Source organism: Microbispora sp. NPDC088329 (genome assembly GCF_040685655.1).
In the GTDB taxonomy this organism is placed as follows: Bacteria; Actinomycetota; Actinomycetes; order Streptosporangiales; family Streptosporangiaceae; genus Microbispora.
Window position 1 is genome coordinate 430,424 of sequence record NZ_JBFBIP010000004.1, and the last position, 22,032, is coordinate 452,455.

The window sequence follows — 22,032 nt, forward strand, 5'->3', positions numbered from 1 at the left end:
CGCTGTATCCGCACGATGAGCGGTGGTGAGCGGGGCGGCGAGCGGTTCTGCGACAGATCAGGCCGGCACCATGTCCTCCCGTTTCCCGTTCTCCCGCTCCCGCTGCTCCTCCTGCGTGGTCTGCCGTACGGCGGGCGCGGGGTCGTGCCCGAGCCCGTCCCGCGGGCTTGCGTCGTCCGGGGCCTGGTCTCGGGAGGGGCCGTCGAGCAGCGCGGTGAGTTCGTCCATCGCCTCGCGCAGGTAGCCGATCATCGTCCACACGTCCGGCAGCCGGGTGGGGCAGGCGACGACGCCGAAGTCCAGCCGGTCGTCGTAGGACGCGCAGGTGATGCTGATCCCCCCGGTGGCGTCGGTGACCACCGACAGCGGGTGATAGGAGAGCATCCGGGCGCCGCAGAGGTACAGCGGCCGGCGGGGGCCGGGCACGTTCGACACGATGAGGTTGACGCCGGCTCCCGCGACCCCCGCGAGACGGAACACCACCGGTGTGGCCAGCGCCGCGAAGGCGTTCGGCACCATCGCGCACACATCGTCCAGCCAGGTGCGGTGTGAGACGGCGAAGCGCCGCTTGGCGGCGGCCAGCGCCGAGCGCACGGTCGCCAGCCGGTCTCGGGGACAGGCGACGTCCGTGGCCAGCGGCGTGATCATCGCCGAGATCCGGTTGCCGACCCGCCCGTCCCCGGAGTCACGGGACGAAGCACCGGCGCCTGACGAGTGAGAGCGCAACGCCACCGGCACGGCCGCCACCAGCGGCCGGTCGGGCAGCGCGTCGTGGGCGACCAGCCAGCGCCGCAGCGCCGAGGCGCACAGCGTCATCACCACGTCGTTCGGGCCCATGCCGAAGGCTCTGGCCACCTTCCTGACCTCCGCCAGCGGGACGGAGCCGAAGGCGACCGCCCGCTGCCCGGAAATCGGGCCGTTGAACGGCGTGCGCGGCGCGACCAGCGGCGGCGTCTCGGGCAGCGGTCGCGCGTCTCCGGCGAGCGCGCGGGCGGCCTGAGCCACGAGCCGGGCGTCGGGCAGCGCCGCCACCACCGGGATCGCGTCCAGGTCGGTGGCGGCACGGGCGAGCGAGCACAGCGTCTCCACCGGCTGGACGATCGAACGGGCGACCGCCCCGGCGAGCATCGTGAGCAGCCCGGGCGCCCCCGGTGGCGCGGGGGCCGGAGCCGGGGGAGCCTCCACCTGGCGAGGCTGCGGCGACGGATCGAGCAGCGCGGCCAGGATCTCCGAGCCCGACACGCCGTCGATCGCACAGTGGTGCACCTTCGTGTAGAGGGCGCAGCGGCCGCCCGCCAGGCCGTGGATGAGGTGCGCCTCCCACAACGGCCGTCCGCGGTCGAGGCGCCGCGCGTGGACGCCCGCCACGTACGCCGCCAGTTCCCGCTCCCCGCCGGGCGCGGGAAGAGTCGCCTCGTGCACGTGCGCGTCGAGGTCCACGTGCGGGTCCTCGATCCAGTACGGCCGGTCGAGACCGAAGGGCACGTCGGCCAGCCGCATCCGCAGCGGCGGCGTGAGATGCAGCCGCTCACGCAGCAGGGCGAGCAGCGCCTCCCTGGTCAGGGAGCCGGATGGCGAGGTCGACGGGTCCAGTATGGCCACGCCCGCCACATGGGCCGCCGTGGTCGCCGACTCCACGCTCAGGAATTGCGCGTCGAGTGCCGTCAACTGGCGCATCTCGTCTTCCTCCCGCTCACGCCGCTCACCCCGTCCGGTCGTCCCGCGCCTGGCTCAGCTCGCCCCGTCACCCCGCCCGGTCATGCCGCCGGGCGCACGGCCGGACCCTCCGGCCGCTTGCGGGACCGTCCGCGGGCACCCAGGGGAGCCGCCGCGACCGCAGTGACGCCCTGGCGCGCGATGATCGCCCCCGTGCGCACTGTAACCATCATCGCGGCGCCGTGTTACCGGCGCATGTCTCCGGCGTACCGGCGGGGGATGTTCAGCCGAACCCGTGACCTCCGCGAGACGATCTGCCTCCGGCCGTGCCGGCGTGCTCCCGGCCAAGGGGGGCGAGCCCTGCGGCGTCCGGCGGTGAGGAGGCGAAGACCGCTCGCGCGACCGTCCTGTTCTCACCGGGCCGCCGTCACCCTGGCGGCTCTGCTGATACGGGCTATGACATCTGATGAGACTGGCGGGGGAGCGGGTCAGTCCACGGGGGCGCACATCGCGTAAAGCTCGACGCTGATTTTCTCGCTCATGGGGTTCACCACGACGAAGTCCCAGGCGTTCTGCACGGCACCGGGAGTGTCGCTCGTGCTGCCGGGCGCGCTTACCGGAAACGCCACCGGCTTGCTGAGGTCGTGGGCTCCGCGAAAAGCATGACCTCCGCCCACGGCCCGCAGGCCCTTTCCGCACACCACGTTCGTCGACAGGATTTCGCGGCCGCTGACCCATCGCGCCTCCTTCACCACGGTCACGTCCGACCCGTTGGACCGGTTTGCCGTAGCGACGCCGCCCAGCGCGAGCGCCGCCAATGCCAGCGCTCCGACCGCGGCCAGTGCGATCTTCTCGCCCAGCTTCCCGCGAGATGTCATGGCGTTCCTCTCTGGTGTCTGTCCCGTTGATCAAAGTACGTGAGGAAAAGCGGTTTCGAAACCGTCTGCTGGGACGCCGGCGCCGGCCGCATGGTTCGGCGACGAGTGACGAGCACCGGGTCGCGCGTACGACCTGCAAAGGGTGACCATCCTCATGCGGCCGTTGTGCCGTTGACAGACGCGACCCGGGTCTCCCAACTACTTGCCATTACCTACCAGGTTTGTGGGTATACTCTCCGCATGGGCCTGGATCCGATCCGCTCATCCGGCGAGCGGGCAGAGACCCCACTGACAGCCGCCATCATGGCGGGGCGGTGGATCCGCGCGGCCGCCGTCGACGACGAGCGGGGGCGGCGATGGCGGGCCAATCCCGACGCGCACGGCAGGCCCGCGACGACCGCCGGGCCCGCCTCCCTCCACTCAGGGGCGGCCGGGATCGTGCTGTTCTTCCTGGAGCTCGCCGCGGGGACGGGACACGAGGCCTACCTGGAGGACGCCCGTGCGGGCGCGAGTCACCTCGCGGCCACCTGGCCGGAGCAGACGGACGCGTCGCTCCACCACGGCCTGGCGGGAATCGTCCTCGCCTTGAGCGAGGCCGGTTGGGCGCTGGGCGAGGAGCGTTTCGAGGCCGCCGCCATCGCGGCCGCCGACAGGGTCGTCCGGGACGCCCGCGCGCTCGACGGCGGCGGGCTCGGCTGGTCGGGGGACATCACGCTTCGGGGTGACGGGGGCGTCGTGCTCGGGCTGCTGCGCGCGGCGGCGGCGCTCGGCGTGCCGGCGTACGAGGAGGTGGCCGTCGAGGCGGCACGGCGGATCGCGGGTCTGTCCGTGCCCCGCCGGCGGCCCGCGGCGTGCCCGGCCCTGCCCGCGGAGGCGGCCTCGCCCGGGTTCCTGGCCGGTACGGCGGGCACGGCCTTCCTGCTCGCCCGCCTGTTCGGCGCGACGGGCGAGGAGGCGTTCCTCGACGCGGCACGCCGCGGCGCGGGCCTGGTACGGGCGGCGAGCGTCCCGGCCGGGCGCGGGGCGACAATCGGCGACCATCTGGGCTACTGCTCGGGCTCCGCCGGGATCGCGCGCATGTTCTTCGAGCTGTATCGGGTGACCGGCGACGCCGCTGAGCTGGAGTGGGTCGACCGCCTGGCCCGGGGTGTCAGGGAGTCCGGTGCGCCTTTCCGGCAGACGGCGGGATTGTGGAACGTCGCCTGCCAGTGTTGCGGCACCGCCGGACTGATCGAGCTGTATGTCGGGTTGTGGGCGGTGACGGGCGAGCAGGAGCATCTGGAGTTCGCCCGCAGGCTCGCCGACCACCTGATCGGCCGGGCGACCGGCTACGACGGCAGGGGATACCGATGGTATCAGGCGTACCGGCGGCAACGCCCCGGCGAGGTGTCGGCCGACACCGGCTACCTGACCGGGGCGGCGGGGATAGGGGCGGCCCTGCTGCACCTGGACGCGGCGGGACAGGCGGACCGGCCGCGCCGGGTGATCCTGCTGCCCGACAACCCCTTCCCGCCCATTCCCGTGCCCGCCGTCGCCCTGCGGAGGCCGACGAGCTGACGGACGGGCGTGACGCACCGAAGGAGCGGGAGGCATGGACCCACGGTTCACGACCACGAAGGACGATCCGGGGACGCGCGAGGCGGTCGCCGGAGGGGGAACGCCGCCCGCGCCCCTAATGCCACCCACGCCGCCGGTGCCACAGCTGCCACCCGCGCTGCCCGTGCCACCCGTGCCGCCCGCCCGGCTGGCCTCGCCCGCGCCGCCCGGCCAGTCCCGCTCTCCCGGGCCGTCCCACCGGTCCGGCGTCCGCAAGCCCCTGCCGCCCCGCCTGTTCGCCGTGCACGGCACCAACGCGGAGACCCGCTGGGAGGCGCTGCGCGAGGTGGACTACCTGACGCCTGACCACCTCTTCTTCGTCCGCAACCACACCGCGACGCCGCTGATCGACGCGGCTTCCTGGCGGCTCACGTTCTGGGGCGACGGCCTGCGCCGGGGGCCGGTCGCGTTCACCTACCGCGACCTGCTCGGCATGCCCGCCGAGGAGGTGACGGCGTTCATCGAGTGCGCCGGCAACGGACGCCGCCTGTACGGCGAGCAGCAGAACCAGCAGGTGTCGGGCACCCCCTGGCGCCTGGGCGCGGTCGGGGTCGCCCGGTGGCGGGGCGTACGGCTCGCGACGCTCCTGGAGAGGGCGGGCATGAGCGACGGGGCGGTCGCGCTGATGCCGCGGGGCCTGGACGCCGACTACGTCGAGGCGGGGGAGAACCTGGGAAGGGTGCGCCGTCCGCTTCCGGTGGACAAGGCGCTGGACGACGTGCTGGTGGCCTACGAGATGAACGGGCGGCCGCTGCCGCCCGATCACGGTCATCCGGCGCGGCTGGTGGTGCCGGGGTGGGTGGGTGCCGCCTCCATCAAGTGGCTGGGGGACGTCGAGGTGTCGGCGGAGCCGCTGGAGTCGCCGTGGAGCACGCGGCTGTACCGGATGCACGGCCCCGGTCACCCGCCCGGGGGCGGCCCGCCGCTGACCCGGGTGGGGGTGAAAAGCGCGTTCGAACTGCCCTGGCCGGCCCGGTTGGAGGCGGGGCGTGAACACCTGCTGCGCGGCCGTTCGTGGTCGGGCGGCGGACGGGTGGTCCGGGTCGAGGTCAGCGACGACGAGGGCGTGTCCTGGCGGCCGGCGCGGCTGCGCGACGACCGGGACCCGCGCGGCTGGGTCCGCTGGATGTTCCCCTGGACCCCGCACGGGGCGGGGAACCTCAGGTTGCTCGTGCGCGCCGCCGACGAGACGGGCGCCTCACAGCCCGATCGTGCGGCGTACAACGCCCTCGGCTACGCCTTCGACGCGGTGGTGCGCCACCCCGTCGTCGTGACCTGACTCCGGGGTGGGCCGCCGCCCGGGCGTCAGGCCGCCACGACGGGCCGGAGGCGGGGGAGGACGTACTCGCCGACGCGGTACGCCTCCTCCAGATGGGGCCAGCCGGAGAGGATGAACTCCTTCACGCCCAGCGCCGCGTACTCGCGCAGCAGCGCGGCGACCTCGTCGTAGGACCCGACGAGGGCGGTTCCCGCGCCCTCGCGCACCAGGCCGACACCGGCCCAGAGGCCCGGGTGGATCTCCAGGTCACGCGTGTCGCCGCGGTGGAGGTCGACCATGCGGCGCTGCCCCACCGAGTCGTACCGGGCGAAACGCCGCTGGGCCTCGGCGATGCGGGCGGGGTCCATGCCGGCGAGCAGGCGCTCCGCCTCGGCCCAGGCGGCGGCGCCGGTGTCGCGGGCGATGACGTGGACGCGCAGGCCGTAGCGCAACTCCCTGCCCGCCGACGCCGCGAGGGCGCGCAGCCGGTCGATCCGCGCCGCGACGGCCCGCGGCGGTTCCCCCCACATGAGCGCGACGTCGGCGTGACGGGCGGCGACGCGTTCGGCGGCGGGGGACGCGCCGCCGAAGTAGACGTCCGGGGCCGGAGCGAGCGGCTCGGTGAGCCCGCCCGCCTCGACGCGGTAGTGCTCGCCGTGGTGGTCGAAGGGCGCGCCCGCCCAGGCGCGGCGCAGCACCTGAAGGAACTCGCCGGTTCTGGCGTAGCGGGCGTCGTGGTCGAGGAAGTCGCCGTACGCGCGCTGCTCGACCGGGTCGCCGCCGGTGACCACGTTCAGCAGCAGTCGCCCGCCGGAGATGTCCTGGAACGCCTGAGCCTGCTGGGCCAGCAGAGTGGGCAGGGTGTACCCGGTGCGGAAGGCGACCAGCGTCTTGAGCCGCTCGGTGTGCTGGGTCAGGGCGGCGCAGACGATCCACGGGTCGGGGCAGCCCGCGCCGACGGGAGTGAGCGCGGCCTCGAACCCGGCCTGCTCGGCGGCCCCGGCCACCTGCGCCAGGTATGCGAGGGTGGCGGGACGCGCGGCCGGACGGAAGCTGTCGGTGGTCGTGATGGCGGAGCGGACGTCGTGGCCGTCGCCCGTGGTCGGCAGGAACCAGTGGAAGCGCATCAGGTCACCTCGGAATCGGTACGGGGATCGGGCGCTGGATCGGGCGCCGGGCCGGACGCGGACCGGCGTACGGCCGTGGCGATGGTCTCGCGCAGCGCGGGAAAGGCGGGATCGGTGCGGGGATCGGCGGCGAACGGCAGGCCCGAGGGGTGGTCGAGGACGATCCGGCCCGGCCGGCGGCTGAGCACGATCACCCGTGTGCCCAGGTAGACGGCCTCGTCGACGCCGTGCGTGACGAACAGCACGGTCTTGCCGGTGGCCCGCCAGATGCGGCGGATCTCCTCCTGCAGACGCTCGCGGGTCAGCGCGTCCAGGGCCGCGAACGGTTCGTCCATCAGCAGGATCGCCGGGTCGGGCGCCAGCGCGCGGGCGATCGCGGCGCGCTGCTGCATGCCACCCGACAGTTCGTACGGGCGGCGTGCGGCGGCGTCGGCGAGCCCGACGAGGTCGAGGAGCTCCATGGCGCGCTCGCGCCGCCGCGGTGCGGGCATCCCGCCCATGCGCAGCCCGAATTCGACGTTGCGCCGGACGTTGAGCCAGGGGAACAGCCTCGGTTGCTGGAACACCACGCCCCGGTCCGGCCCGGGACCGTTCACCGTCGATCCCGAGACGGCGATCCGCCCGGTGCTGGGAAAGGCGAAGCCGCCGACGAGCCGGAGCAGCGTGCTCTTGCCGCACCCGGACGGCCCCACTATCGTCACGAACTCGCCGGGGCCGACGTCAAGGTCGAGATCGCGCAACGCCTCGACCTGCTCTCCCCGGCGACGGAAGGGGCCGCCGCCGCGCGTGCCGTACGTCAGGCTGACGCCGGTGAGCCGCACCGCGGCGGTCCGGACGGTGAGCGCCTCATCCGGGGAAGGCATCGCGCAGTTCCTTCGTGGCCAGGCCCGCCTGGAACACCGAGAGTTCGGGGACGGAGGGCAGCTTGTTCTGCGCCTTCAGGAACTCGGCGGTGCTGCGCAGGTTCTCCGCGAGCGTTCCCGGCCGGTCCGGCGTGCCCAGATAGTCGGCGCCCGCCTGCTGCCCGCCGTCCAGCAGGACGAGTTCGCCGATCTGCTCGGCGGCCTCCGCGGGGGTGATGTTGAGCTGGCGGCCCACCGCGGCGGCGGCCGCCTGCCCGTCGGAGCGCACCAGCTTGACCGCCCGGTCCTGCTGGACCAGCCAGGTCCGCAGGGCGCCGGGGAAGGCCGTGGCGAACTCGCTGCGCACCACCGCCAGGTCGGCGGTCAGTTTGCCCTTGGCGGCCAGGTCCTTGCTGGTGATCAGCACCGTGCCGGTCTTGCGCAGCTCGCCGAGCACCGGCGTCCACACGTACGCCGCGTCGATGTCGCCGCGCGTCCAGGCGGCCTGGATGTCCTGTGGCTCCAGGTCGACGACGGTGACGTCGGACTCCTTCAGCCCGGCCTGCTGCAGCGCCGCGAGCAGGCTGTAGTGGGAGGTGGAGGAGAAGGGGGTGGCGATCTTCTTGCCCTTCAGGCCGGCGATCGAGGTGGCCTGCCTGGCCACCAGCGCCTCGTTCTCGCCGATAACGTCGAAGATCCACGGCACCTTGTAGGGGATGTTCAGCGGCGCGGACAGGCCTCGCGTGACGGGGGCGCTGCCGGCGAGCCCGATGTCGATGCCGCCCGCCACCATCGCGGTGTTCACGTCGCCGCCGGAGTCGAACTTGGTCCAGGTGATCGTGGTGTCCGGCAGTGCGGTCTCCAGCCACCGCTGGTCCTTGACGATGAGGTCGCCGTTGGGGATGAGCTGGTAGCCGATGCGGATCTCCTTGGGCGAGCCGTCGGCGTTGCGGGCGGGCGCGGCGGCCTGTCCTGCGCCGGTGCCCGCACCCGTCGAGGGGGCACAGGCGGCGAGGCCGAGGACGAGCAGCAGCGCCGGGACGAGTCGGTGTCTCATTGCGGTGTCTTTCTTCGGGGGGCTTCCCCGGGCTCTGCTCTGCCCGGGATCCTTCTCAGGCTTTGTGTTGTCCGGGACCCTTCTCAGGCTCTGTGTTGTCCGGGAGCCTTCTCAGGCTCTGTGTCGCCCGGGAGCCTTCTCAGGCTCTGTGTCGCCCGGGAGCCTTCTCAGGCTCTGCCGCGCCAGGGCACGAGCGTGCGCTCGAGGAGTTGCAGGAGGGTGTCGATGAGCAGGCCGGACGCGCCGATGACGAGCAGCCCGAGGACCACCACGTCGGTCTGGTTGTAGCGCTGGGCGTCGCGGATCATGCCGCCGATGCCCGGCACGCCGTTGACGGTCTCGGCGGCCACCACGGTCGTGTAGGCGACGCCCACGGCGACCCGGACACCGGTGATCACTTCGGGCAGTGCGGAGGGCAGCACGATGCGGTACGGCAGTTGCCACCGCTTGGCGCCCAGAGAGCGGGCCGCGTGCAGATAGTCCTCGTGCACACCGCGCACCGCCTCCGCGGTCGCCACAGCGACGGGGGGCATCGCGGCGATGAGCAGCAGCCAGATCTTCGGCAGTTCGTCGATGCCGAACCAGATGATCAGGAGGCTGAAGTACGCCAGCGGAGGGAGCGTCCGCACGAAGGTGACCAGCGGCCCGAGCAGCGCCCGGACCGTCGGCACCAGGCCGATGAGCAGGCCCACGGCGATGCCGCCGGCCACGCCGTACAGGCTGCCGAGCCCGATGCGGCGCAGGCTGACCAGCAGGTGCTCGTAGAGCAGGTAGCCGCTGTACCCTCGCTGGCCGTCATGGGCCGAGGAGGTGAGCCACAGCTGCCGCCACACCGCGCCGGGTGAGGGGACGAAGACCTCGGGCCAGACGCGGGCCGCGGCGACCGCCCACCAGATCGCGGCCAGCAGGAGCACTCCTCCTGCCCGGAGCCCGACAGCACGCATCATCGACCGACCTTCAAAACCGGGTAAACAGACTCAATTAGTGGGGAATCTAGAGGCTTCCGACCTTCCACGCAAACCGGGACGCCGCTGTCGAACAGAGCTATCTATGTAAACCTAGTAGGGAATGTTGACTTCCGTCCGAACGGGTCGTAGCGTCGCGGTATGAGCCAGGGGGTGCAACTGACCCGGCACCCCGACGTGAACTGCGACCGCGTCGCCGGCGCTCGGTCCCGGACCGGGCGCGCATGTCGAGGTCCTCCCGATCGCCGGACCGACCCCTCAGCCAGCTGTGACCAACACGGAGGTTTCCATGACGGAGACTCTGCCCGCCCCCTCTCTGGACGCCGACGGCTTCAAGCGTGCCCTCGCGGTGCACGCGGCGGGCGTCGTCGTGATCACCGCGCAGAGCGACGGCGTACCCGTCGGGCTGACCGCCACCTCGTTCTCCTCGGTCAGCCTGGACCCGCCCCTCGTCTCCTTCTATGTGGACCAGGCGTCCACCACCTGGCCTTCGCTGCGCTCGGCGGACCACTTCGCCGTGAACGTGCTGGCCAGCGAGCAGGCCGAACTCGCCGCCAGGTTCGCCCGCAAGGGCATCGACCGGTTCGCCGAGCCCACCCGGTGGCGTCCCGGGCACCTCGGAGCGCCGCTGCTCGAGGACGTGGCCGCGCATCTGATCTGCCTGCCGCACGAGACCGTCGAGGTGGGCGACCACATCCTCGTCGTGGGCCTGGTCGCCCAGGCCGACGTACGCGGCCCGGATCGCCCTCTGCTGTATCACCAGGGCCGGTTCGGCCGTTTCATCGCCCATCCCTGACGGTGGCGTTCCGCCCCGGCGACGCAGGGGGCCCCGCCTCCCTTCCCCGGCGCGCGCCGATCCCCGGCCACCCGCGGCGGCCTGATCACCGGCGCTCGAGTGCCGCCGCCGCGTTTCATGGAGATGACACTCCCGCGGTGCGCAGGTCCACGATGCTCCGGCGCTCGCGTGCGGGGGGTGCCGTGTCGCCCCGGAGCGGAACTCCGATGGCCGTCATCGTGAGAATGTGCCAACCGGGCAGAACGCCGAGTCGGTTGTGCAGCCCCTCGAGATCGAAGGCGCGAAACTGCCTGCACGCCAGGCTCATCGCGTGGGCCTGCACGGTCATATGGGCCACCGCCTGGCCGAGGTCGTAGTCGGCGAACTCGGAGTACAGCAGGCCGTCGTCGACTTCGCGGCGGGCCAGGTTGACGACCAGCGCGCTGGCATCCGGCGCCCATCGGCGCGAGCTGCCGGCGAGGTGCGCGACGAGCCGATCGTGTCCTTCCTCCCCTCGGCGGCGCAGATGGAACGACCAGGGCTGGGCGTTGCCGGCGGACGGAGCCCATCGGGCCGCCTCCAGCAGGGCTTCGACGTCCGGGCCGGACAGCCGATGATCCGGATCGAAGCGCAGCGGACTGAAACGCCCCTGGAGCGCCGATGTGAGTCGTGGGGCGTTCACGCCTGAATTCATGCACTCCAGCGGAACCTCGGCAGGCGACGGGGGAATGCCGTCCCTGGCTGGCTTTGTCTCCGGGCTCATCGGGAGTTCCTTTCACCGGTTGATGAGATGGGCGGTGCTCTCATGGTCATCGTGTGACTTCTCGGGTGCGCGCCTGCCCCGGTGCGGCGTATCACCTCGGGTACCACGTGGTGTGGTGTCCGAAAGTACCGCGTCCCGTTCTGGGTGGCCGGGTGAAGGCCCGCCGTGAGGAGCTGATCCGCGGCCTGCTTCGGCTGCTCGGTGATTCCCCGTTTCCCTCCGTCCGGGTTGTGCCGGCGCCTTTCTCGCCGCTCCCTTCAGGGAGCGGAGGAGTCAGCGAACAGCGGTCGCTCAACAGGGCGGCCGGAAGGCGCCGGCGGGAGTGAGGGCCCGCGCGCCGTGTTCTACAGTCCGCATATGAGGCGTGACGTGGACGGGCGGCTCCCGGACTGGCTGTCGATCGGGGTCGTGGCGGCGTCCATCCCCCGGGAGGCCGTCGACCGGGCGCTGCTGGAGACGGGGCGGCAGGCCCGGAGGTCCGACGGCAAGCTGCCGCCGTACCTCATGGTCTACTTCGCGATGGGGATGGCGTTGTTCCCCGACGGCGACTACGAGGACGTCGCCGGACGCCTCGTCGACACCTTCTCCTCCTGGGGCTGCTGGGATCCGCGGCGTGAGCGGCCCACCTCCGGCGGCATCACCCAGGCACGCAGGCGGCTGGGCCACGAGCCGCTGCGCGAGCTGTTCACGCGGGTGGCGGTGCCCGTCGCGGACCCGGGCGTCCCCGGCGCCTTCCTCGGCCCGTGGCGGATCACCGGGCTCGACGCGGCCGACTGGGACGCTCCCGATTCCAAGGAGAACGTCGCGGAGTTCGGCTACGGCGTGCTGAACGGCGAGGTCTCCGCGTTACCCCGGATCCGCCTCGTGACGGTGACCGAGTCCGCCTCGCGCACCGTCGTCGCCGCGGAGATCGGCGGCCAAGGGGAGAGCCTGCGGACCCTGGCCCGCAGGCTCCATCCGCGGCTCGGCGGCGACTGGCTGCTCATCGCGGGAACGGACTTCTTCGGCTGGCCCGACTGGTGCGGCGCGGCCCGGACGGGCGCGCAACTGCTGTGGCGCGTCCCCGCCGGGTTTCCGCTTCCGGTCGTGGCCGCCTGCGCCGACGGGTCCGCCACCGCCGTGCTGGCCGACCCGGACCTCGGCGGTGAGACCCGTGACGCGCTGGTGCGGGCCGCGTCGGCGGGCCGCCTGCCGGCCGGAGACCCGGGCGAGGCGGGCGCCGCGCTCGTGCGCGTCCTGGAGTACGAGACGCCCGGCGGCGAGCGCGTGACCCTGGCCACCACCATCACCGACCCCGGCGCGGCGCCCGCGGCGACGCTCGCCCGGGCACACCACGAGTGGGGCGTGCGCCGCTCCGGGCGCGACGAGCTCAACGGCATGCTGCGCGGCCCGGGCCGGATGCTGCGCTCGCACAGCCCCGACATGGTGCGGCAGGAGATTTACGGTTACCTGCTCGCGCACCGCGCGATCGGCGGGCTCGTTTCCCGGGCCGTCGCGGAGGCGGCTGGGCCTGCCGTGAACGTGCCGCCGGAGCCCGGGATACGCGTCCTCGGCCGCTTTTCCCGGTCTATTCCGGACGGCGTTTCCACGGCATAGCCGACGGTTCTCCGGCCCGAATTCCTGCTTAGCTTGACTCGTGACTCGGTAGGTTCCGGCTCCAAGAGCGGGTGAGTCGACCGGAGATATCTCCCTGTATCGGGCAGTTCCTCCTCTTTGTCCGATCGTGCTGATGGACGTAGGCTAAGTGGCTCCCCGGCGACTCATAACGCGCTGAACAGCCGTTTTCCGCAGCAACCTACTAAGCAAGTAGGTAATGTTGACATGGCGGGAAGGGCGCATTTAGAGTGACGCCCTGAATGCATCCGTTTTTTGTTCGCGCCTGACGATCGGCCGGTTCACGTATGCCTTCCCGCCCGGCAACGGGCGTCAGCGGCGTGCCCGAATGACAAATCCCGGGAGTAGCCATGGGCCACGTTCTCCACGCGCAATCGCCTCCGCCGGAGGCAGGCTCGCCCGCGACGGCGAGCCCGACCGAGTTCTTCCTCCCCGAGCTGCCGCGGCTGCTGCCGTTCGCCTACCACCCCAACGCCGCCCAGATCGAGTTCGCCTCGAACGGCTGGGTGCGGACCATGCTTGGCGAGTGCTTCGCCGGCGAGGAGCACCTGCTGTTCTTCCTGCGGCAGCGCAACGGGCTGTACGGACCGCTGACCGTGCCGTACGCCACCGAGCAGCGGGCCAGGGACATCGCCGACTGGTACCAGTACGTCACCGTCATCGACAGCTTCGTCTCCGACCGCTCCGCCCTCGGCGCGAGCGACGGCAGGGCCAGGGAGGCGTTCGCGGCCATCCTGGCCGACTTCAACGGCGACACCGGCGCGCCCGGCGACGACCCGTACGTCAGGGCGGGCAAGGACCTGTGGCGGCGGATCAGCCCCGGGCTCGGCGAGGGACAGGTGCGGCGGTTCGCCGCGAGCCTCGACGCGTTCCTGCGCGGCTGCGCCACCGAGATCCGGGCGAAGCTGGCCGACGAGGTGCCCGACTACGAGACCTGCCTGGCCGTGCGGATGGACAGCTTCGGCTGCGACTTCATCGAGCTGATGACCGAGTACGGCGCGGGCGTCGACATGAGCGACCTGATCCCGCGGCTCGCCGAGGTCCACCTGCACTGCCGGCGCCAGATGATCATAATCAACGACCTGCTGTCGTGGCGGAAGGAGCACGCGCAGGACGACAAGATGACGGTGGTCCGGGTCCTGACCGAGCGGGAGGGCCTCTGTCTCCAACAGGCCGTCGACCGGCTGTGCGAGCTGGCCGAAGACCACGAGAAGGCGTACATCGCGGCCCGCGACGCCGTGCTGGAGGGGCCGCTCGGCGAGCGGGCGGACGTGCGGGCCTACCTGCGCGCCCTCGACCACATGATCGGCGGCAGCCAGGAGTTCGAGTACCTCACCCCGCGATACTTCGGTGACGGCTCGGTCTGGGACGGCAGCACCTCGGGCTGGGTCGACCTGCACGCGCCCGTGACGAGGTTCCGCCAGGAGCCGTACGGCGTGGAAGGGGGCGCCGCGTGACCGTCCCCGAGCCGCGCCCGTCCGCCGAGAGCCCCCGCCAGGGCTGCCCGGTCACCTCCGCCGGGCCCGGGCTCTCCGCCGCGACTGAGCCGTCCGCCGGGCCCGAGCGTTCTGTCGGGATTGAGCCGTCCGCCGGGCCCGAGCGTTCTGTCGGGATTGAGCCGTCCGCCGGGCCCGAGCCGGTTCCGGCCGCAGGGAGCCCCGGCGAGGCGTGCCCGGTCACCTCCGCCCGGCGTGCGCCGGCCACGCCGTCCTACCGGTTCGTCGTGGCGCCGGGCGCGCTCCCGGTCCTCGGGCACGCCGTCCACCTGTGGCGCCGGCCGCTGGAGTTCCTCGCCGCGCTGCCGCCGCGCGGCGACCTGGCGGAGGTACGGCTCGGCCCCCGCAAGGCGTACCTCGCCTGCCATCCGGACGTCGTGATGTGGATGCTGCAGCGGTCGCGGACGTTCGACAAGGGCGGCCCGCTCTTCGAGAAGGCCCGGCTGCTCGTGGGCAACGGCCTGGTCGCCTCCGAATGGGAGGACCACCGGGTGCAGCGCAGAATGCTCCAGCCGGCCTTCCACCACAGCCGGATGCCCGGCTACGTCGCCCTGATGGCCGAGGAGATCGACGAGGTCGTCGGCGCGTGGCGGGAGGGCGAGCCGTTCGACGTGAGCGACGCCATGCACGCGCTCACCCTGCGCATCACCGCGCGGACCATGTTCGCCACCACGGTGGGCGAGCGGGCCGTCCCCGAGGTCGCGTACTGCATGCCGATCATCATGCGCGGCGTCTACAAGCGCATGGTGGCGCCGCTCGGCTGGCAGGAGCGCATCCCCACCCCGGGCAACCGCCGGTTCGAGCGGGTGCGCGCCCGCATGCACGCGGTCATCGCGGAGACCATCGAGGACGCCCGCCGGGCCGGGACCGACCGCGGCGACCTGCTGTCGATCCTCGTCAACGCCCGCGACGAGCGCACCGGTGAGGGGCTGTCCGACGCGGAGGTCTACGACCAGGTCATGACCCTGCTCATCGGCGGCACGGAGACGACGGGCAACACCATGGCCTGGGTCCTCCACCTGCTGGCGCGTCACCCGGAGATCGAGGAGCGCCTGCACGCGGAGGTGGACGAGGTGCTCGGCGGCCGCCCGCCGTCGTTCGACGACCTGCCCCGGCTCGACCTCACCTGGCGGGTGCTCAACGAGACCCTCCGCATGTATCCCCCGGCCTGGCTGCTGACCCGCGTCACCACCGAGGAGACGGAGCTGGCGGGCAGGCGGCTGAGCGCGGGCACGACGGTCATGTACAGCCCGTACGCCCTGGGCCGCAACCCGGCGGTGTTCGAGGACCCGGACCGGTTCGACCCGGACCGCTGGCTGCCGGAGCGGGCCGGGCACGTGCCGCGCGGCGCGATGGTCCCGTTCAGCGCGGGCAGCCGCAAGTGCATCGGCGACGGCTTCGGCAAGGCGGAGACCACCCTGACGCTCGCGGCGATCGCCTCCCGCTGGCGGCTGCGCCCGGCGGGCGGCAGCAAACCGCAGATCGCGGTGCCGAAGGCGTCGCTCGGCACCGGGAGGCTGCTGATGACGCCGGTGCGCCGCGCCCGGAGCAGAGTGGGGGCGCTGTGACGGTCTCCGAGGACAGCGCGGTCGGCACGCTCGGCCGCTGCCGCGCCCTTGTGCTGCCGGCGCTGCGGGAGGCCGTCGGACGGCTGGACCCGTGGGCCGGGCGGATGACCGCCTACGCCTTCGGCTGGACGGACGCCGCGGGCAACGCCGTTCCCGGCGACGGTGGCAAGGGCATGCGCCAGGCGCTCGCGCTGCTCACCGCGCAGGCCCTCGGCGCCCCGGCCGAGGCCGCGGTCCCCGGGGCGGTGGCGGTCGAGCTGGTCCACGGTTTCTCCCTCGTGCACGACGACGTGATGGACGGCGACGAGCGGCGGCGGCACCGTGACACGGTCTGGAAGGCGTACGGCGTGGGGGCGGCGGTGCTGGCCGGCGACGCGATGCTGGGCCTCGCCATGGACACGCTCGCGAACGCCACCCCCGGCACCGGCCCCGCGGCCGTGCGCCTGCTGTCCCGCGCGCTGCTCGACCTGGCCAACGGGCAGGCCGCCGACCTCGCGTTCGAGGGACGCCCGTGGTCGGGCCCCGGCGCGGTGGGCGTGGACGAATACCTGGCGATGGCCGCGGGCAAGACCGGCTCGCTGCTCGGCTGCGCCGCCGGGCTCGGGGCCGTGCTCGCCGGGGCCCCATCCGAGACGGTCGCGGCCGTGACCGGCATGGGACGCGAACTCGGCCTGGCGTTCCAGGCGGTCGACGACCTGCTCGGCATCTGGGGCGACCCGGAGGTCACCGGCAAGCCGGTCCACAACGACCTGCGCCGGCGCAAGAAGACGCTCCCGGTGGTCGCGGCGCTCGCGGCCGACCGGTCCGGCCGGCTGGCCACCCTGCTCGGCGCGCCGGTGCCGCGGCCGGCCGAGGCGGCCGCCCTGATCCGCGAAGCGGGCGGCCGGGCGTTCGCGGCGGAGCGCGCGGCGCGACACCTGGACGCCGCCCTGCGGACCCTCGACCGCGTGACCGTCGATCCCGTGGCCGCCGCCGAGCTCGCCGGGCTGGCCGAGTTCGTCGTGGCCCGCACGCATTGACCACCCGCATTGACCACCCGCACTGACTACCCGCACTGACCACCCGCACTGACCACCCGCACCGGCCGCCCCCACCGATCGGCGGCAGCGCCGCCCGTGTGCCGCCGGCGCCCGCCCGCACGGCACCGCCCCCGCAGTCGCCTGAGGAGATGAGGACGATGACCGCCACCCTGCCCGAGGTGAGGCCGGCCCCCGGCGGCGCGCCGCTGTTCGGCCACCTCCACCGGATGCTCACCGATCCCCGCGGCTTCTTCGAGTCGCTGCGCGGTCACGGCCCCGTCGTGACGATCGGGCTCGGACCGGTCCGGGCGTACGTGGTCAACGACCCGGCGCTGGCCCACCAGATCCTCACCAAGGACGTGCGCAAGCTCGACAAGGGCGTGGCGTACGAGAAGTCGGCGCCGTTCCTCGGCGAGGGCCTGCTCAACTCCAGGGAGCCGCAGCACATGGCCCACCGCAGGCTCGTGCAGCCGGCGTTCCACCACCGGCGCATCGCCGCGTACGCCGAGCAGATGCGGGAGGCCGCCGATCAGCGCGTCGGCGCGTGGCGGGACGGGCAGACGGTGAACCTCGACCTGGAGATCCACGCCTTCGCCGTCGCCGTGGTCTGCCGGGCGCTGTTCTCCTCCGGGCTCGGCGACCCGGTCGCCGTCGCCGTGGAGGAGTCGCTTCCCGTGCTGCTCAAGGGCGTCACCAGGCGGATCGCCTTCCCGGTGGGCTGGCTGGAACGGCTGCCGACCCCCGCCAACCGCCGGTTCGAGCGGGCCCGCCGCCGCCTCGACGAGGCGCTCGCCGGCGTCATCGCGGAGTACGAGGCGCGCGGGACGGACGCCGGGACCGGCGACGCCGACATGATGGCGATGTTGCTGCGGGCCCGTCCGCACCTGAACGACCGGCAGATCCACGACGAGGCGATGGCGCTGTTCCTGGGGGGCGTCGAGACGGCGCGCGACGTGCTCAGCTGGACCTGCCACCTGCTCAGCACCCACCCGGACGTGCAGGACAGGCTCGCCGCCGAGGTCCGCGAGGTCCTCGGCGCCCGGCCGCTCGGCCACGACGCGCTGGCCGAGCTCGGCTTCCTGCGCCGGGTGCTCACCGAGGGGCTGCGGCTCTATCCGCCCGCCTGGCTGTTCACCCGGCGGTCGGTGGACGACGTCGATCTCGGCGGCCACCGCGTCCCGGCCGGCAGCCACGTGCTGTTCTCCGTCCACGCCATCCAGCGCGACCCGGCCGTGTACCCCGAGCCGCATCGGTTCGACCCGGACCGCTGGGCCGGGGACGCCGGAGCGCGCGTTCCGCGCATCTCCTACCTGCCCTTCGGGGCCGGCAACCGGAGCTGCATCGGCGAGCCGTTCGCCTGGGAGGAAATGATGATCTTCATGGCCGCGCTCGTGCGGCGGTGGAGCCTCCACCCGGCGCCCGGCGAGACGATCCGCCCGGCCCGGTCTCCGATGCTCCAGCCCCGGCGGCTGCCCATGGTCGTCAGGGAAAGAACCCGCTCACGAGAGAACTGAAGTCCTATGTCCGCATCGTCCACCACCTCGTCCACCGGGGCTCCGCCCGCACAGGCCCCACCGAGGTACGGTCACCGCCCGGGCGTCGTCCTCGCGCTGATCGTCACTTGCTACATGATGATCATCGTCGACAACAACGTGATGACGATCGCCCTGCCGAAGATCCAGGCCGGTCTCCACTTCACGCCGACGGCCCTGTCGTGGGTGCTCAGCTCGTACATGCTCACGTTCGGCGGCCTGCTGCTGCTCGGCGGCCGGGCTGGCGACCTGTTCGGCCGCCGCCGGGTGTTCGTCGCCGGCGTCGTGCTGTTCACGCTGAGCTCGCTGCTCGGCGGCATGGCCGTCACCTCCTGGCAGCTGCTCGCGGCCCGGGCCGTGCAGGGCGTCGGCGCCGCGCTCGCCTCGCCCGGCGCGATGTCGCTGCTGATCACCAACTTCGACGAGGGCGCCCCGCGCAACCGGGCGCTCGCGGTCTACGCGACCGCCGCCGGGCTGGGACAGACGCTCGGCATGATCCTCGGCGGCGTGGTCACCGAGTGGACCTCCTGGCGCTGGGTGCTGTTCGTCAACGTCCCGTTCGGGGTCGCGGTGGCGGTGCTCACCCCGCTGTTCGTCACCGAGCCGCGGCGCGGCGCCGGGCGGCTCGACCTGGCGGGCGCGCTGACCGGGACGGCCGGCATGGCCGCCCTGGTGTACGGCTTCATCCGGGCCGCCGCCACCGGATGGGAGGACGCGGTGACGATCGGCGCGTTCGTCCTCGCGCTCGTGCTGCTGGCCGTCTTCCTCGTGACGCAGGTCCGGGTGGCGCACCCGACGATGCCGCTGCGGCTGTTCCGCGACCGCAACCGGGCGACCGGCTACGCCACCGTGCTGCTGACGATGGCCTGCCTGTTCAGCGTGCTGTTCTTCGTGTCGCAGTTCCTGCAGGACGTGCTGGGATTCAGCGCGCTCGCGACCGGCCTGGCGTTCCTGCCGATGTCGCTGGGCACGTTCGTCACCGCCCGGTTCACGCCCCGGCTGCTGCCGCGCACCGGGGCGATGCCGCTCATCGTCGCCGGGCTGCTGCTCGTCGTCGGCGCCGCGTTCTGGCTGTCGCGCCTGGACGCCGGCACGCCGTACACGCCGCATCTGCTGGTGCCGGTCCTGATGTTCGGCGTCGGCATCGGCGCGTTCCTGATGCCGCTGAACGCGACGATCCTCGCCGGTGTGGGGCCCGCCGACGCCGGCGCCGCCTCGGGGATCATGCAGACCATGCAGCAGATCGGCGGGTCGCTCGGCCTCGCCGTCCTCGTGACCGTGTACGGCACGAGCCTGCGCCAGGCCCGCACCGCCGACCACGCCCAGGCCCTCGCGCAGGCGATGGGGACGGCGTTCCTGTTCGCCACGGTGTTCGTCGCGGTCGCCCTGGTGCTGGTGGCGGTCCTGATACGCACGCCGCGCCGCCCCGGATGAGCGGTGGGAGGCTCGTGACTCCTCCGCTCCCTGAAGGGAGCGGCTTCTCGCTACGCCGCTTCGGCAGCGTCGCGAAGGGCAAGCCCTGCCCTGAGAATGTTGATCGCCGCGTTCACGTCGGCGTGCGCGGTGTGCCCGCACGCCGTACAGGCGAACTCGGCCTGGGTGAGACGGTTGTCCTTCGCGCAGTGCCCGCACCGCGAGCAGATGCGGGAGGTGTTGGCGGGGTTGACTGCGATCAGCTCGCGACCGGCGCTTTCAGCCTTGTCCGCGAGCACACGCAGGAACACCCCCCACCCCGCGTCCAGGATGCTCCGGTTCAGCCCCGACTTGGCCGCCACGTTCCGCCCTGGAGCCTCGATCGTGCCGGACGCGGACCGGGTCATGTTCGCGATCCGCAGGTCCTCATGCACGATCACGTCATATGCCCGGACCAGGGCCAGCGCCGCCTTGTGCGCGGTATCACGACGTTGACGCCCGACCTTCGCGTGCAGCGCCGCCACCCGCGCCGCCGCCTTGAGGCGTCGTTTGCACCCCCGCTTCTTGCGGGCGAGGGCCCGCTGGGCCGCCGCGAGACGACCGGCGGAGGAGGCCAGGGGGCGCGGGTTGGCCAAAGGCTCACCGTCACTGGTCGTGACCAGCAAGGCCACGCCCATGTCGATCCCGACGGCCGAGCCGGTCGCGGGCAGCGGCTGCGCGGGCACGTCTTCGCACGACAGGATCACATACCAGCGGGAACCCTCCCGCTTGATACTGATCGTCTTCACCCGGCCCTTGACGGGGCGGTGCCGGTGCACCCGGACGTGCCCGACGCCCTGAAGGCGGACGAACGTCGCCGTGGGGTGCTCGGGTTGGGAGTTCCACCGGCAGCCGTCCCCGTCTTTCGGCCAGGTCACGGTGTCGAACCAGCCGCGCCCCTTGAACCGGGGGAACCCGGGCACGCGTCCCTGACGAACCCGGGCGAAGAACTCACGGAACGCCGTGTCCAACCGGCGCAAGGTGGCCTGCTGGGAGGAGAACGACCACCGGCCCTGACCGGCGGGGTCATCGGCACGGATGTGCTTCAACTCCGCGGACTGGTCACCGTAGCGAACGGTTACGCCCGCCTTTCGGTAGGCGGTCCGCCGGTGCTCAAGGGCGGCGTTGTAGAGGACCCGGTGATCCTCAAGGCAGGCGGCGAGCGCGGCGGCCTGCTTACCGGTGGGGCGCAGCAGGAACGTGAACGACCGGCGCACACCCACCCCCCACGTTCGTTCCACGCTCAGTAATCAGATCACCACGCTACTGGAAGGCGCCGACAAAACCCGGAGACAGCACGCGCGGAATCGCCGGTCAGCCGAAACAGGCCGCCGATCAGCTCCCCAAGGCCGGCCTTCACCCGGCCGCCCAGAACGGGACGGCGGTACTTCGGGCACCACACCACGCGGTGCCCGAGGTCATATGCACCGGGGTAGGCGCGCACCCGAGGAGTCACATGATCACCATGAAAGCACCGCCCATCCAATCCACCAGTCAAAGGAACTCGCCATGAGCCCGGACAGAAAACCAATCAGGGACGGCATTCCCCCATCGCCTGAAGGCGACGGTCCCCTGCCGAGGTTCTGATGGTGGACGCGGGGGCCGCCCGCGGCGCGTCCGGCGCCGTGGAGAAGTCGTACCTGATTCTCGGCGCACTGCCCGCGCAGGGCTGGATCGGCGCCGCCGAGGTGGCCCGGCGCACCGGACTGCCCCGGTCGACGGTCCATCGCATCCTCGGGCTGCTCGCCGACCTGCGGCTGGCCGACCGGCACCTGAACGGTTACCGGCTCGGTGAGCGCATGCGCGACCTCGCCGTCCAGGCGTCCGGGATACGCCCGTCCGCGCTGCGCGACCGGCTGCTGCCGTACCTGCTCGACCTGTACCGCGTGACGAACCACGCGGTGCTGCTCGGCGTGCCCGGAGACGGCGGCGTCCTGTGCCTGGAACGGCTGCACGGCCACCACGGCGTGCACCTGCCGATCACGGTGGGGTCGGTCACCCCTCCCGGCAGCACGGCGATGGGCAGGGTGCTGCTCGCCTTCGCCGACGGCTCGCTCATGGCCGGGCCCGACGGGCTCAGGCAGGACCTCGGCCGGGTGCGCAGGACGGGCATCGCCGTGGAGGTGGGCGGCTGCCGTCCGGGCGTCACCAGCCTCGCCGTGCCGGTGTGGGGACCGGGACGACGCGTCGCCGCGGCCATATCGGTGGCCGGGCCCGCCGGCGGCCTCGACGTCTCCGCCGTCTCCGGGGTGCTGCGCCGCGTGGGGCACGCGGCGTCGCAGGCCGTCGCCCGGTGGCCCGAGGCCCGCGCCGCCGGGTAGGCGGTGCCGGGTCGTCGCGTCAGCGGACGACGACCTCCGGACCGGTGGTCTCGTCGTCGTCGAGGTCGACGTCGACGCCCATCTCCTCGGCGATGCGCAGGGCCTCCTCGATC

At 72.7% G+C, this 22,032-nt stretch carries 18 protein-coding genes; 10 read left to right on the forward strand and 8 right to left on the reverse strand.

All coding sequences use genetic code 11. The annotated features are described in order from the left end of the window. Positions 1-57: 57 nt before the first annotated feature. A complete protein-coding gene (locus AB0O28_RS12015; RefSeq protein WP_363639114.1) occupies positions 58-1,677 on the reverse strand; it encodes a wax ester/triacylglycerol synthase family O-acyltransferase in 1,620 nt (539 codons plus the stop codon). 467 nt (positions 1,678-2,144) lie between these two features. Continuing rightward, the gene (locus AB0O28_RS12020) at positions 2,145-2,534 is read right to left on the reverse strand and encodes a hypothetical protein (protein ID WP_363639116.1); all 390 of its coding nucleotides are present in this window, start codon (positions 2,532-2,534) and stop codon (positions 2,145-2,147) included. A gap of 240 nt (positions 2,535-2,774) precedes the next feature. Here AB0O28_RS12020 and AB0O28_RS12025 point away from each other — a divergent pair, with 240 nt between their 5' ends. Together AB0O28_RS12025 and AB0O28_RS12030 are read left to right on the forward strand one after the other, a co-directional pair. Next, complete coding sequence (locus tag AB0O28_RS12025) at positions 2,775-4,091, forward strand: lanthionine synthetase LanC family protein (protein ID WP_363639118.1); 1,317 nt, start codon at positions 2,775-2,777, stop codon at positions 4,089-4,091. Between the two features lie 34 nt (positions 4,092-4,125). Then, positions 4,126-5,409: a sulfite oxidase gene (locus AB0O28_RS12030; protein WP_363639120.1), complete on the forward strand. Its 1,284-nt coding sequence runs from the start codon at positions 4,126-4,128 to the stop codon at positions 5,407-5,409. Between the two features lie 26 nt (positions 5,410-5,435). Here the strand turns inward: AB0O28_RS12030 and AB0O28_RS12035 are convergent, their stop codons facing one another. The 4 genes from AB0O28_RS12035 to AB0O28_RS12050 all read right to left on the reverse strand — a co-directional run bounded on the left by AB0O28_RS12035 (position 5,436) and on the right by AB0O28_RS12050 (position 9,361). Next, positions 5,436-6,515: an LLM class flavin-dependent oxidoreductase gene (locus AB0O28_RS12035; protein ID WP_363639122.1), complete on the reverse strand. Its 1,080-nt coding sequence runs from the start codon at positions 6,513-6,515 to the stop codon at positions 5,436-5,438. Continuing rightward, a complete protein-coding gene (locus AB0O28_RS12040; protein WP_363639124.1) occupies positions 6,515-7,378 on the reverse strand; it encodes an ABC transporter ATP-binding protein in 864 nt (287 codons plus the stop codon). The genes AB0O28_RS12035 and AB0O28_RS12040 overlap by 1 nt, the downstream gene beginning before the upstream one ends. Continuing rightward, positions 7,362-8,414 (reverse strand): glycine betaine ABC transporter substrate-binding protein, encoded by a 1,053-nt coding sequence (locus AB0O28_RS12045; protein ID WP_363639126.1) that lies wholly within the window; start codon positions 8,412-8,414, stop codon positions 7,362-7,364. The genes AB0O28_RS12040 and AB0O28_RS12045 overlap by 17 nt, the downstream gene beginning before the upstream one ends. Before the next feature lie 167 nt (positions 8,415-8,581). Next, positions 8,582-9,361 carry an ABC transporter permease gene (locus tag AB0O28_RS12050; protein ID WP_363639128.1) on the reverse strand — a complete coding sequence of 260 codons (780 nt, stop codon included), beginning with the start codon at positions 9,359-9,361 and terminating at the stop codon, positions 8,582-8,584. Positions 9,362-9,668: 307 nt separating this feature from the next. Between AB0O28_RS12050 and AB0O28_RS12055 the strand changes: the two genes are divergently transcribed. Beyond that, entirely contained in the window at positions 9,669-10,175 is a 507-nt protein-coding gene (locus AB0O28_RS12055; RefSeq protein ID WP_363639130.1) for a flavin reductase family protein, read from the forward strand. Between the two features lie 115 nt (positions 10,176-10,290). On the opposite strand, the gene AB0O28_RS12060 is transcribed toward AB0O28_RS12055, so the two are convergent. Further along, entirely contained in the window at positions 10,291-10,836 is a 546-nt protein-coding gene (locus tag AB0O28_RS12060) for a nitroreductase family protein (protein WP_363639132.1), read from the reverse strand. 438 nt (positions 10,837-11,274) lie between these two features. Between AB0O28_RS12060 and AB0O28_RS12065 the strand changes: the two genes are divergently transcribed. The 6 genes from AB0O28_RS12065 (at position 11,275) to AB0O28_RS12090 (ending at position 19,580) form a co-directional block, all read left to right on the forward strand. Continuing rightward, a complete protein-coding gene (locus tag AB0O28_RS12065; protein ID WP_363639134.1) occupies positions 11,275-12,513 on the forward strand; it encodes a transposase domain-containing protein in 1,239 nt (412 codons plus the stop codon). A 368-nt stretch (positions 12,514-12,881) separates the two neighbouring features. After that, the gene (locus AB0O28_RS12070; protein ID WP_363639136.1) at positions 12,882-13,988 is read left to right on the forward strand and encodes a terpene synthase family protein; all 1,107 of its coding nucleotides are present in this window, start codon (positions 12,882-12,884) and stop codon (positions 13,986-13,988) included. Beyond that, positions 13,985-15,595, forward strand: a complete 1,611-nt coding sequence (locus AB0O28_RS12075) for a cytochrome P450 (protein WP_363639138.1) — start codon at positions 13,985-13,987, stop codon at positions 15,593-15,595. The genes AB0O28_RS12070 and AB0O28_RS12075 overlap by 4 nt, the downstream gene beginning before the upstream one ends. Next, complete coding sequence (locus AB0O28_RS12080) at positions 15,592-16,614, forward strand: polyprenyl synthetase family protein (RefSeq protein ID WP_363639140.1); 1,023 nt, start codon at positions 15,592-15,594, stop codon at positions 16,612-16,614. The genes AB0O28_RS12075 and AB0O28_RS12080 overlap by 4 nt, the downstream gene beginning before the upstream one ends. Before the next feature lie 158 nt (positions 16,615-16,772). Further along, complete coding sequence (locus AB0O28_RS12085) at positions 16,773-18,128, forward strand: cytochrome P450 (RefSeq protein WP_363639142.1); 1,356 nt, start codon at positions 16,773-16,775, stop codon at positions 18,126-18,128. Positions 18,129-18,134: 6 nt separating this feature from the next. Then, positions 18,135-19,580 (forward strand): MFS transporter, encoded by a 1,446-nt coding sequence (locus tag AB0O28_RS12090; protein ID WP_363639144.1) that lies wholly within the window; start codon positions 18,135-18,137, stop codon positions 19,578-19,580. Positions 19,581-19,630: 50 nt separating this feature from the next. Here the strand turns inward: AB0O28_RS12090 and AB0O28_RS12095 are convergent, their stop codons facing one another. Continuing rightward, on the reverse strand, positions 19,631-20,839 hold the full coding sequence (locus AB0O28_RS12095) for a transposase (RefSeq protein WP_363639146.1): 1,209 nt from the start codon (positions 20,837-20,839) through the stop codon (positions 19,631-19,633). 345 nt (positions 20,840-21,184) lie between these two features. On the opposite strand from AB0O28_RS12095, the gene AB0O28_RS12100 reads away from it, so the two are divergent. Then, on the forward strand, positions 21,185-21,919 hold the full coding sequence (locus tag AB0O28_RS12100) for an IclR family transcriptional regulator C-terminal domain-containing protein (protein ID WP_363639148.1): 735 nt from the start codon (positions 21,185-21,187) through the stop codon (positions 21,917-21,919). Positions 21,920-22,032: the final 113 nt, after the last annotated feature.